The 12,771-nt window shown below is 62.9% G+C and carries 10 protein-coding genes; 3 read left to right on the plus strand and 7 right to left on the minus strand.

Annotated elements, in window-relative coordinates:
* Window positions 1-5: 5 nt before the first annotated feature.
* Window positions 6-2,723: a hybrid sensor histidine kinase/response regulator gene (locus RY831_RS10310; protein WP_326506253.1), complete on the minus strand. Its 2,718-nt coding sequence runs from the start codon at window positions 2,721-2,723 to the stop codon at window positions 6-8.
* A gap of 1,498 nt (window positions 2,724-4,221) precedes the next feature.
* Between RY831_RS10310 and RY831_RS10315 the strand changes: the two genes are divergently transcribed.
* The 3 genes from RY831_RS10315 (at window position 4,222) to RY831_RS10325 (ending at window position 8,072) form a co-directional block, all read left to right on the plus strand.
* On the plus strand, window positions 4,222-6,843 hold the full coding sequence (locus RY831_RS10315) for an FAD-dependent oxidoreductase (protein WP_326506254.1): 2,622 nt from the start codon (window positions 4,222-4,224) through the stop codon (window positions 6,841-6,843).
* 180 nt (window positions 6,844-7,023) lie between these two features.
* Entirely contained in the window at window positions 7,024-7,626 is a 603-nt protein-coding gene (locus tag RY831_RS10320; RefSeq protein WP_326506255.1) for a PRC-barrel domain-containing protein, read from the plus strand.
* Window positions 7,627-7,640: 14 nt separating this feature from the next.
* Window positions 7,641-8,072: a PRC-barrel domain-containing protein gene (locus RY831_RS10325; protein WP_326506256.1), complete on the plus strand. Its 432-nt coding sequence runs from the start codon at window positions 7,641-7,643 to the stop codon at window positions 8,070-8,072.
* A 239-nt stretch (window positions 8,073-8,311) separates the two neighbouring features.
* On the opposite strand, the gene RY831_RS10330 is transcribed toward RY831_RS10325, so the two are convergent.
* From RY831_RS10330 to RY831_RS10355, 6 genes are all read right to left on the minus strand, one after another.
* Complete coding sequence (locus tag RY831_RS10330) at window positions 8,312-8,443, minus strand: hypothetical protein (RefSeq protein ID WP_326506257.1); 132 nt, start codon at window positions 8,441-8,443, stop codon at window positions 8,312-8,314.
* A 14-nt stretch (window positions 8,444-8,457) separates the two neighbouring features.
* A complete protein-coding gene (locus RY831_RS10335) occupies window positions 8,458-9,105 on the minus strand; it encodes a Ku protein (RefSeq protein WP_326506258.1) in 648 nt (215 codons plus the stop codon).
* Between the two features lie 172 nt (window positions 9,106-9,277).
* Complete coding sequence (locus RY831_RS10340; protein ID WP_326506259.1) at window positions 9,278-9,886, minus strand: hemerythrin domain-containing protein; 609 nt, start codon at window positions 9,884-9,886, stop codon at window positions 9,278-9,280.
* 151 nt (window positions 9,887-10,037) lie between these two features.
* The gene (waaF, locus tag RY831_RS10345; protein ID WP_326506260.1) at window positions 10,038-11,147 is read right to left on the minus strand and encodes a lipopolysaccharide heptosyltransferase II; all 1,110 of its coding nucleotides are present in this window, start codon (window positions 11,145-11,147) and stop codon (window positions 10,038-10,040) included.
* A 107-nt stretch (window positions 11,148-11,254) separates the two neighbouring features.
* A complete protein-coding gene (locus tag RY831_RS10350) occupies window positions 11,255-11,857 on the minus strand; it encodes a D-glycero-alpha-D-manno-heptose-1,7-bisphosphate 7-phosphatase (protein WP_326506261.1) in 603 nt (200 codons plus the stop codon).
* A gap of 109 nt (window positions 11,858-11,966) precedes the next feature.
* Complete coding sequence (locus tag RY831_RS10355; protein ID WP_326506262.1) at window positions 11,967-12,731, minus strand: SDR family oxidoreductase; 765 nt, start codon at window positions 12,729-12,731, stop codon at window positions 11,967-11,969.
* Window positions 12,732-12,771: the final 40 nt, after the last annotated feature.

Raw genomic sequence — 12,771 nt, forward strand, 5'->3', positions numbered from 1 at the left:
AGCCGTCAATCCCGCGACGCCAGCGTATCGATCACGATGATCAGTTCCTCCGGAGCGACCGGCTTGGTCACATGCATCTGGAAGCCCGCGGTCAGCGCACGGATGCGGTCCTCGCGCTGCGCGAATGCCGTCAGCGCAAGCGCGGGAATGCGCTGCAAAGGACGGCTGCCATCGGCGGCGCTCCATGCGCGGATTCGCCTGAGCACCGCATAGCCGTCCTCGCCGGGCATTGCGATATCGGAAATCAGCACATTCGGATATTCGCCAGGCGCGCGCGACGCCAGCCATTCCGCCGCCTGGCCGAAAGTGGCCGCGGCAAAGACTTCCGCGCCGGCGGCATCAAGCACCACCGTCAGTGATTCGCGTGCTTCTTCCTGGTCATCGATCAGAAGCACGGTCTTTCCTTCCAGCGAGGGCAGGGGCAGGTGGCCCGCGCCCATGTCGTGCGGGCCGACCGTGAGGTAGGTTTCATTGCGCACCCGCACAGGGAAGACCACGGAGAACGTGGTGCCCTTGCCTTCGCCTTCGCTCTCGGCAGTGACGCTGCCGTCATGCAGTTCGACCAGGTTGCGCACAAGGAAAAGGCCCAGGCCGAGGCCATTGTGAACACGGGTGCTCGACGTATCCCTCTGGCTGAAGCGGTTGAACAGGTTAGGCAGGTATTCCGGCGAGACGCCGGCGCCGTTATCGCTGACGGCCACGCATATCTGCTTGTCCGCCTGCGTGGCGGTCAGCCAGACCCGCCCGCCTTCCGGCGTGAACTTGATGGCGTTCGACAGCAGGTTCCAGAAGATCTGCTTGATGCGATCCTCGTCACCCTCGATCTGTTCGCTGGTGATCCGGTAATTGCAGCTGAGCTGGATGCGCTTGGCCGCCGCCGCGCTTTCCACGCTTTCCACCGCGGAGCGCAGGGCGGGCAGCAGCGCCATCGGCTGCTTCACCAGCCTCAGGCGGCCGCTCATCATCCGCGTAACGTCGAGCAGGTCTTCGATGAGGCGCACCTGCTGGTTGATGCCGGTCCGGATGCCTTGCAGCGCGCGCTGGGCAAGCGGGATCTCGATGGCATCCTTGACGTAGTTTTCGAGTACATGCGCCCAGCTCTGGATGCCGTTCAGGGGCGCGCGCAGCTCGTGGGAAATGATGGCGAGAAACTCGTCGCGCGCACGCGCCGCCGTTTCCGCCTGAATGCGCGCCGCGCGTTCCCGCGCAAGCAGCTCATCCCTTTCCTTTTCCATGCGCGCGCGTTCGGTGACGTCGTAGGCGATGCAGATCACCGATTCGATCTGGCCCCAGCGATCGATTTCCGGAATCACCCGGCCGGAGAAATAGCGGGTTTGCAGCTCGTCGGCCTGCTGGAATTCGAGGCGCTGCTCCTGGCCGCTGTCAAAAGCCTTGCGCGCGGCATCGTCCCAGCAGTGCACGATATCCTCGGGCAGGCCAAGCTCGCTCTTGGTCTTGCCGATGTAGGCCTGATGCGGCAGCGTGAACAGCTTTTCGATCGACGGATTGACATACAGGTGGCGCATCTCGCGGTCGATCCTGGAAATGATGTCCGGCGAATTCTCGACCAGCGTCTTGAATTCGAGTTCGCGGCGCTGCAGCTTCTCCTCGGTGTCGCGCAGGCGCGAGATATCGCTGATGGCGGCCACCAGGCCGACCACCTCGCCATCCGCGTCGTACTCGGGAACGTACATCAGCTGCATGTAATGTTCGCTGCCGTCGGCCATCGGAATGCCGAGCTCGTGCTCCTGCGGCTCGCCGCGCAGCGTCGCGTCCATGTACTGCCGCAGATTGGCGAAGGCTTCGTCGCCGATGATGTCGGGTATGCGCTTGCCTATCACGTCGGCCGGATCGAAACCGAAGCGGTCGGCATAGGTCTTGTTGACGAAGTGCAGGTAATAGTCGCGATCGCACTGGGCGATAAAGACCGGCAGCGAATCGGTGATCAGGCGCAGCTGCTGTTCCCGCTCGCGCAATGCCTTTTCGCCCTTGCTGCGTTCGGTGATATCGGTAATGACCGCGGAAAAGCCGGCGACGCTGCCGTCGCCGCGCAGGTCCGGCGTATAGATGGCAATGACATGCCGCTCGCCAGCGAGGGTGGCGAGGTCGAGTTCGAAGCGCGCGGCGTGGCCGGCCAGGGCGCGCTGCACGTGACCCTGCAGCATGTCGTAGGCGTCCCCCACGACTTCCCGCACCGAGCGCCCGATGATGTCTTCGCGCGCATGCCCGAACCATTGCTGGTAGGCGAGATTGACGAAGCGATAGCGCTCGTCGGGACCCACGTAGGAAATCAGCAGCGGCGCGGTATCGGTGATCAGCTTGAGGTACTGGTCCTGCTCGAAGAGGGCCGCGGACAGACTCTGGTGCGCCCCGGCATCGCGTATGCAGACCAGCATCGCGCCGGCGATGCCGGCCTCGATGCTGCCGGCGGCGTCATGGCAGGGCATGATCGAAATTTCGGCATCCATGACCGTGCCGCCGGAACTCAGCAGCCTGCATCTCACCGATTCCTCCTGCAAGCGCTCCGGCAAGACCGGCAGGTCGGCATCGTCCGCGTCATGCAGCACTTCGCCCAGCGCGCGGCCTGCCAGCGCATCGCCGCCCGGCGTGCCGAAAACGCGCCGCGCTTCGGCATTGCAACCCGCGATCACGCCATGATGCACAATGAAGACGCTTTCCGCGCAGCGGTCGACCATGTCGCGAAAGCGTGTTTGTGCATGCATTGCATCCTGTTCCGATCGGCCCGGTTGCTTCCCGGGCGATCCTTCAACGCGGCTCGAGGATGGCGAGTGTTCATTGCGGTGAATCGGTACGACATGATTGCTCGACATATCCCTCATCAAAACTGCTCCTTGGTCCGCAAGCCCGGCGCGGCGCTTCCCCGTCATGGAAAAGGGCCGGCTCCTTCAGAGCGCGCGGCTGTATTCGTATATTGGTAAAGACGTTTCCGTCTTCATTTTAGAAAGCGGGGTTGCGCTTGCACTGGGGAATCGCAGTCCACTTAGCCGATGCATTTGAGCCGCAGCAAGACTTCGTGCGGCAGGCATGGACCAACGCTGCCTCTTCATCATGCCGCCGAAGCATGCAACGCCAATACCGAAGGCGCCTGCGGTAACAGCCGCCGCTTCCAGCGCTGATTCGTCCGACTGCGTCGCACCGACTAGGCGAACATTGCGGCGCCGGGCTGTCCCGGACTGAAGGTAAGCGTTACAAGCGTCTACCATTTTTTACATGCACCGGCCCGGTTTCTTTTGCGCATCCCGTCCGCATCCTTCAGTGCCTGAACAGGCCTGCGAAGGATGTGGCAAATTATTTATCTCGTTGAGAGCATGAAACATGCCGAGGCAATCACAACCTGTGGCAATTTGCGCAAGATCATCGCGTACCTTATCTCGATACGTATAGTATGCAGGGCCGGTTGCACCCTGCATGCGACACGGTCCCTCAAGTGCTCCGTGATCATGCGGGCGCCGACGTGTGAGCTTTTTCGAATGCCTTTCCGAATGCATTTCATGCGCATCAAAGCCGATATCGAAAAACAATACCGATTCGAAATGCGGACGGTGCGCTTCCCCTTGGCCTCGATGCCATCGCCGGTCTGCGATGGCATGCCGGGAAAGGCGGCGTCGCGCATCGGGCGCCGTGGCTTGCCACGCTGCAGCCATCGTGCGGCATCGGCCTCCGCCAATGTGGCGCGAAGTCGCACTTTTCGGCATGGAGTTTGCCTGTGCTTTCCCTGATATTCCGGGACTGACCCCGGGGTATTCATTGCGCGGACGCACGTCGCATGACGTTCAATCGCACGCCTTCCGGCGGTCCCCAGACGACCGCTGCGGACAAGCGCATTTCCGTCGGTTGCGGCAGGCATGTCTGCCGCCGGCACGAATCGATTTGGGCCGGCGCTGCCCGTACATGCAAATACAGGTACAGGTGCGAAAACGGATAGATGCACGAACGACGCACGAACAACGCACAAGCGACACACGAACACACGAACGCACGAACACACGGTTACGCACCGGCTCATCTGAAATGAAAATGGACTTATCCGATTACACGCATCGACACAGCTTGCAGCATGACGGTTCCGTCGCCGGAGCCGCGTGCGCATTCACGCGATGCGGGCGGCATCCGGTGCCGCCGCGGATGGTCTTCCACGCCGCATCCGACACGGCAAATCCCTTCCTGACCATTTTTCTGCCCTGACGGCAAGGAGATAGCATGGCTTCTGCAATCATTGTCTTCTCTCACCTGCGTTGGGATTTCGTATTCCAGCGTCCGCAGCATCTATTGTCACGCCTGGCCAGGCACTATCCGATCGTGATCGTCGAAGAGCCGGTGCATGACACGGAACGGACTTTCCTCAAGACCTATTCGCCGGCCCCCAACATCCTGGTATGCCAGCCGCATACGCCGGTCGCCATGCCGGGTTTTCATGACGATCAGCTGCCGCACCTGCAGAAGCTGCTGCGCGAGCTGGTGCGCGACTACGATGACCATCTCGCATGGTTCTACACGCCGATGGCGCTGCCCCTGCTGCAGGAGCTCAAGCCGCGGCTGGTGGTCTACGACTGCATGGATGAGCTGGCTGCTTTCAAGAACGCGCCCAAGCAACTTCTCCAGAGGGAGAGCGCCTTGCTGAAGGTGGCCGATCTCGTCTTCACCGGCGGACAGAGCCTGTACCGCTCCAAGCGCGACCGGCATCCGAACGTGCATTGCTTCCCAAGCAGCGTCGACCGCGCGCACTTCGTGCAGGCACTGGACCGCACCAACTCGCACCCGGCGCACCGCGAGATTCCCGGCCCGCGCCTGGGCTTCTACGGCGTGATCGACGAGCGCTTCGACGTGGACCTGCTCGGCAGCCTGGCCGATGCGCATCCAATGTGGCAGATCGTGCTGGTGGGTCCGGTGGTGAAGATCGATCCCGCCACGCTGCCGCAGCGTGCCAACATCCACTACCTCGGACAGCAGCCCTACGAGGCGCTGCCGCAATTCCTCGCCGGCTGGGATGTCTGCCTGCTGCCGTTCGCGATGAATGAATCGACGCGCTTCATCAGCCCGACCAAAACGCTCGAATACATGGCGGCGGAGCTGCCCATCGTCAGCACGCCGGTCACCGACGTGGCGTCCTGCTACAGCGACATCGTTGCCATCGCCGGCGATGCCGAAAGCTTCATCGCCGCCTGCGAAGCGGCGCTGCTGGCGCCGCCCGAAGAGCATGCGCGCAAGGTCGAGGGCATGCGCCGCGTGCTGGCCGCCACCTCCTGGGACTCGACCGTCGAGCAGATGCGCGCGCTGATCGACATCACTCCGCGACGCCAGGACATTCCGCTCATCGAGCCGGCCGCCGTACCGGTGGCGATCGATGAAAGCGAGGCGCCCAACGTCAACCTGCTGCGCCGCGACGAAGCCAGCCGCTTCGCCAAGACGGCCATCATCGGCGCCGGGCCGACCGGATTGTCCGCGGCCTATCATCTCGGCCATGACGCGGTGCTGTTCGAGAAGAACGACATGGTGGGCGGCTGGTGCCGCTCGATCCGCGACAAGGGATTCACCTTCGATCACGCCGGACACATCATGTTCTCCGACGATCCCTATGTGCTGGAGCTGTACGACATCCTGCTAGGATCGAACGTGCATTGGCAGGACCGGGAAGCCTGGATCTACAGCAAGAACGTCCATACCCGCTATCCGTTCCAGGGCGCGCTGCACGGCCTGCCGCCCGAGGTGGTGAAGGAATGCATCATGGGCGCGGTGGAAGCCCGCTATGGCGCCGCCAAGCCGGGCGCGACGGTATCGTCGACGGCGAAGGCGGCAGACTGCTGCGCTGACGGCGGCGTGGCGCTGTCCGGCACAAACGTCGCGTCGCTGGAAAAGCGCGGACCCGCCAATTTCGAGGAATTCATCCACCAGGTCTGGGGCGCGGGGATTGCCAGGCATTTCGCGATTCCCTACAACCGCAAGCTGTGGGCCGTGCCGCTGACCGAGATGGAAACCTCCTGGCTGGGCGGCAGGGTGCCGCTGCCGGACCTGGAGCAGATCATTACCGGCGCGCTGGAACCGGCGGCGAAGCCGATGGGGCCGAATGCCCGCTTCGGCTACCCGCTGCGCGGCGGCTTCCAGGCGCTGGTGTCCGGCTTCGTACCGCATATCAAGGGCACGATAGAACTCAGTGCCGATATCGTCGCCGTATCGCCGAAGCAGCACCTGCTGACGCTCGCCGACGGCCGCCGCTATGAATATGAAAGCCTGATCAGCACCATGCCCTTGCCGGAACTGGTGAGGATCATCGGCGACGAGGCACCGGAGGAAGTGAAGCAGGCGGCCGCGGGCCTCAAGCACATCTCGGTGCGCTGCGTGAACCTGGCGGTGGCAAGGGAAAACATCACCGACAAGCACTGGATCTACTATCCGGAAGACACGACGCTGTTCCATCGCATTTTCGTGCAGGGCAACGCCAGCCCGGAATGCAACGCGCCGGGCGGTTTTGGCATCACCTGCGAGATCAGCTATTCGCCTGACTACAAGCCGCTGCCGCTGAGCGGCCAGGCGCTGATCGACCGCTGCATCGAGGATTGCATCAAGGTCGGCATCTTCCGCGGGGATGACAAGGTCATCGTCGCCAATGAGGCCGACATGCCGTATGCCTATGTGATCTACGACCATGCGCGCGCGAGGAACGTCGATACCATCCGCTCCTGGCTGGCGATGCATGACATCATCCTGGCCGGCCGCTACAGCGAATGGGAATACTACAACTCCGACCATGCATTCATCGCCGGCAAGAAGGCGGCTGAAGCGGTCAAGTGGGTGGAGAGGAAGAGCGCCGTCGCGGCCGAATGAATCTGCGGGAGTGCACATGCGGCGACGGCACTGAAGTCTGGAGCCACGGCCGACGCCAATGCCAGGGCGGGACGGAGGCGGGGCGATGGGATCATCCCGCCGCCGTCCCGGCAATTGCTGCCGGCGGGAACAGCATGCCGGAGGCAGGGTCCAACCTGGGCCGACTCACGGAGACTCATCATGAAGCCCATTCCCGCCGCGCTGCTGCTGGCCATGCTGATGCCGTTCGCCACCGCCCATGCCCAGGAGCAAAGGCGCGAATCCGCAGCGCCTGCCACTACTGCCGCCAACCCCGCCCCGAGCACTCGTTCGGCGAAGGCTCCGCCGCAGGCGCATCTCTATCGAAGCAGCAAGATCATCGGTACTACGCTGCGCGACGCCAGGGAAAAAAAGATCGGCAACATCAAGGACCTGGTACTCGACCGCGAACGCGGCGAGATCGCGTATGCGGTGGTCAGCTTCGGCGGCGTTCTCGGAGTTGGGCGCAAGCTGCATGCAATCCCCTGGCAGGCGCTTGAACCCAGTGACAATGGCCGGCACTACATCCTGCATGCCGACCGCGAGACCATCAGCCAGGCGCCAGGCTTCGACATGGCCAGGTGGCCCGATATGGCCGATCCGGCATGGAGCGGCGAAATCGACCGCTACTGGACCCGCATGGTGGGACGAGGCCCGTTGAGCGGCAACAAGCTGACATCGGGCGCGCCGGCGCCGGGCAGCGGCGCACCGTCCAGCGGTTTGGGAACCGGGCCGCGCAGCGACATGCAAAGCAGCGGACGCTGATCAGGACAGAGCGCATGACGTCTTCCGAAACCAATTCCAATCATCATTCCACGCGCCGGGTGCGCATCATCGGCGACAAGCCGCATTTCACGGGACCGGGGCCGCAGGTGATCTCGGCCGAATCGCTGCAGGGAGAAAAAGTCGTCAATCCACGCGGCGACCGCCTCGGCGAAATCGAAGCCGTCATGATCGACGTGCCGAGCGGACGCGTTGCCTATGCCGTCCTGTCTCACGGCGGCATCATGGGCCTCGGCGACAAACTGTTCGCGATTCCGTGGGATGCCTTCACGCTCGATGCCGCGCGGCGTTGCCTGGTGCTGGACATCGACGAGGAACGTTTGCGCCGCGCCCCAGGCTTCGACAAGGCGCACTGGCCTTCCATGGCCGATCCGACATGGACCGCCCAGATCCATGATTATTATCGCGGGGCGGAGAGGGAAGAGTAGCGGCAACCAAGAGCGGCGGCCGAAGCGTCGCGACCAGGCATGGACGCCCGGCGCGGGTACCGGTACTGGCTGAAAGCGCTGGATGTACATACTGAGTGCACGTACTGGATGCACATTCCGGATGCGGATTGCCCGCCGAATGTCGTCGGACAAAAAAACAGGGCAATTCGCATTGCCCTGAAAGCCGAACATCACACAGCTTCGCCTCGGTACTACAAACCATCAATCCTGCGTTCTTGCTATCTGTTCGACATGCGCCGCCGCTTTGCGTTCTCGCTATCGCGCGGCATCATGATCAGAATCCATTGCTTGCGCTGCTCGCAAGGCAGGACACGCACATCGCGCACATCGCGCACTTCCTGCGAGTCCATGCATGTCGTGCATCTCATCGCCGCCATGCATTGCGCCGGCGCGCACCCTTCAGCTGATGCGCGGCACCGCCGCGGCGCACGCCCGCTGCGCGCGGATGCATGCTGCGCCTGAGGATCTGGCCCAGGTAGGCGTCGACGAGTTCGTCATCGGCGTCGTCGAAAAAATCATCCAGCTGCTCGACCACGATTTCAGGCGAGCTTCGAAAGCCGGGCGACTGCTCCGCCAGCGCCATCACATCGTCCGACAGATAGCGTTCGTCATGCATGCGGCTGAGCTCGCTGCCGACGGAAACCGGCGCCGCCATCATGGCCAGCTCCTGCGCTTCCAGCAGGTCTTCCTCCGGCACGCCGAAGTGCGGCCGCGATCCGCTCTCGCTGCTCCAGCGCAGCGTGTTGAGGACCAGCGACTGGCCCTCCGGCACCAACGCCGCCAGATGCTGGCGCGCCTGGATCACGACATAGGCGATGCCGATCTTGCCGCTTTGCTGCAGTGTTTCGCGCAGCAGTGCATAGGCCCGTTCACCGCCAGGCGCCGGCTGCAGGTAATACGGTTTTTCAAAATAATCGAAGGGGATTTCCTGAGCTTCGACGAATGCCAGGATGTCGACGGCATGTGTCGGTCTTGCGTATGTGCTTTGTCGTTCCGTGTCAGGCAGAATCACAATATTCCTTCCGGGATGTCATCAGCATCGAAAACAAGGCGGCTGCCTGATCTTCCTTGCCTGTCGGGACAGCACCGCCTGCATGCGCAGGCTTGGCGTCCCCCATCATGTATTTCAACGCCGGAGCCGGCTCCGGCGTTTTTCCATCATCGACAACTGCGCCAGCTTCGCTTCAATGCACGTTCTTGCGGGAAGCCGACTTGCCACGCGTGGCCGCTTCCTCCTCCTCGATTTCCTCTCCCTCGAGCGGAATACCGAGCTCTTCGTGCAAGGCCAGCTTGCGCTGCATCAGTTCGTCGCCCAGGTCATCGAGATCGAGGTCCGACTTCTTGACCTTGGCGAACAGTTCCTTTTCTTCCTCTTCGATGTGATGCTTCACGTATTCGCCGAGCACCGTGAATTTCGCGTCATACAGGTCATCGCCGGGCTGCATCGCGGAGAGTTCGCTGATGAGCTGCTTGGCCGATGCATGCTCGACCTCGGCCTCATCCAGCAGGTCCATGTCATCGATGGCATCGCGCGCCGCGGGATAGAAGATTTCCTCCTCGATCTGCGCATGGATGGTCAGCGCGGCGCAGGCGGTTTCCACCAGCAGTTGCTTGGCTTCCTCATCCTCGTCGCCCTTGTCCTTCATTTTCTCGAATTCGTCGAACAGTTCGGTCACCATGCGGTGATCGGCGATGAGCAGCTTGATGGCATCCAGGCTTGCCGATTTCGATGCGGCATGCTGGGCCGATTTCGAAGATTTGGAGGTGCTTTTCGAAGTTGCGTTGCGTGGCATGTTGATCTCCTGTGATTGGCTACGTGCTGTCGTTATCGCAAGCTCCATGCCAAGATCCGGGGCCGCAGCCGCCCGGCGGGAGGTGCCGCTCGGCGGGGAAAACGCGGCTCCAATTTTGCAATCGCTGGTAAAACGTACAGGGAGGAATTTCCTATGCGACATGCAGGACCCGCGCCGGCTCGATGCGGGTGCAATGCGGCGGGGCGGCATGCAGCAATTCCAGCGCGGCTTCCACTACCTGACGCGGTTGCACCTTGGTCAGGCAGTGATGATGTCCTTGCGGGCAGATGCTCTTGTAGCAGTTGCGGCAGGGCACGTCATGGTAGAGCACCCGGCTTGCCACCTGCCACGGCGTGTGCTGGGGATTGGTCAATGCATACAGATCGACCACCGGCGTGCCGAGCGCCGCCGCGAGGTGTGCCGGACCGGTATTGTTGGAAATCAGCAGGGGCGCAAGGGAAATCACGCCCGCAAGTTCGCCCAGGCTGAGCTTGCCTGCCAGCGAGAAAGCTTGCGGCAAGCCATTGCGGATCTCATCGATCAGCGCGGCTTCTTCGCGGCTGCCGGTGAACAGCAGCGGACAGCCGAGCCGCTCCGACAGATCGAGCGCCGCCGCCTTCCAGTGCGCCGGCGGATAACGCCGGGATGGCGCGGTGGCGCCAGGATGCATGACGATCCACGGTTGATCGCGGCCGACGCCGATGGCGCCGAGAAGGTTGCGTGCGGCTTCCATGTCCTGGGGCGGTATTGCGAACGACATTCTTTCGTCGTCGGTGGCCGCGCCGATGCTTGCCACCAGGTCGAGCTGACGCCGCACTTCATGCCTTACGGTTTCGTCGGGTTCGGGATCGCGCACCCAGTGCGACAGCATCTGGTAGGGATTTTCCCGGCAGTGTGCAAGGCGCAGCGGTATGCCGGCGAGATAGCACATCATCGCGGCCGGAAGGGGATTCTGGCTGTAGACGGTGAAGATCACGGCGGCATCGTAGCCGCCTTGCGCCAGCCGCGCGATCATGGCCATATCGTCCGCCGGCGAATGCGCGATGCTGCTTTTCATCCAGGGCGCCGCATACTCGATCACCTCGTCGATCTCGGGCACATGCCTGGCGGCGATGGCGCCGCTGCTGGAGGTGAGAAGGCTGATGCTGCTGCCCGGATGGGATTGCTTCAATGCCCGGATGGCCGGCGTGCTCATCAGCACGTCGCCCATGTAATCGAGGCGGATGCAGAGAATCCGCCGCACGTCGTTCCATTGTTTCATGCTGTTCTGTTCGCTTGACTTGCCGGCAGGCCTAAAGACTGGCGACTGACGCCCGGCTTTCAATTATTGGGTTGCGGCTTCGATATCACTGGGTCGCGGCTTCGATATCACTGGGTTGCGGCTTCGCCGCCGGCAACGCCCTCCCGCTCGATGGCGGCGATCATGGTGGCCGCGGTATAGAGATCAGGCGCGCTGTGGTGCGGTGTGCGCTGCGGCGACAATTTCCATTCGGTCTCGTTGCCGTTGTCGATCAGCACGGTCTGGCATCCGGCGCGGCGGCCGGCTTCGACGTCATGCAGGATGTCGCCGATCATCCACGAACGCGACAGGTCGACATCCAACTCGCTGGCCGCGCGCAGCAGCATGCCGGGCATGGGCTTGCGGCAAGTACAAGGCACCGCATAGCGTCCGACCACCCCTTCGGGATGATGCGGGCAGTAGTAGAAGCCGTCGAGGCGGACACCGTATTGGGCGAGCAGGTCGGACAGGCGCTGATTCACGGGTCCCAGCGCCGCCTCGGTGAACAGCCCCCTGGCCACGCCGGCCTGGTTGGTGACGACGATCAGCGCAAAGCCGAGCTCCTGCAGTATCTGCAGCGCCTGGCCGGCATGCCAGGTGAGTTCGATCAGCTCCGGATTGACGTTGTAGGGAACGTCTTCGACGAGGGTGCCGTCCTTGTCGAGAAATATGGCACGCTTGCTGTTTGTCATGGGGTGCGGCGCCGGCCGTCGCCGGTCTCATTCGTGGTTCGTTGCTGGCGGGTGAGATCAGAAGCTGTCGGGGGCGGGCGACGAATCGCCGCCGCCCGGCCTCCGCCGCTTACGGCCAGGATGACTCCTGCATCGGCAGGACCATGACTTCCGGTATCACCGTCTGCTCGGGCAGCAGCAGCACGCCCTTGACCGCCTTGGCCACGTTCACCGGATCCTGCAGCGTGTTGATATCGATGTCGGGGAAACGGTCGAGCAGAAACGGTGTTCGCATGCCGCCGGCCAACACCGCGGTGACCTTGATCTTCCGCGGACGCAGTTCGGCATGCAGCGCATGCGACAGGCCGAGCAGGCCCCACTTGCTGGCGTGGTAGGCCGATGCGTTCGGCCAGGCGCGCTTGGCGGCGGTGGAGGCGATATTGACGATCTGGCCGCCGTCCTTCATGTGGCGGGCCGCGTATTTCGACAGCAGGAAGGGGCCGTACAGGTTGGTGCGCATGACGCGGTCCCAATCGTTAAAGGACAGTTCCTCGATGGGAAGCGTGACGTCGGTGCCGGCATTGTTAATCAGCACGTCGAGGCGGCCGAAGCGGCTGACGGATTCTTCGATCGCGCGTTCGGCCGCCACCGGATCGCCGACATTGAAGCCGATTGCATGCGCCTTGGCGCCGGCCTCTTCCAGCAGCGAGGCCACCGTCTGTGCCTTGTCGAGGTTGAGGTCGCCGACCACCACGGTCGCACCCGACGAGCTGAGCACATGGCATAGCGCAGCGCCGAGGCCGCTGGCGCCGCCGGTCACGAGAACGATCTTGCCGGCAAGCTGCTGTGCTTCGGCCGGGTCTGCTACATAGCTGGATACTTTTACGTCGCTCAATTCCTACTCCGTCAAGTTGAACCTGTCGTCGAGACTACGC

This window comes from Noviherbaspirillum album, from assembly GCF_035916955.1.
GTDB classification, from domain to species: Bacteria; Pseudomonadota; Gammaproteobacteria; order Burkholderiales; family Burkholderiaceae_D; genus Noviherbaspirillum; species Noviherbaspirillum album.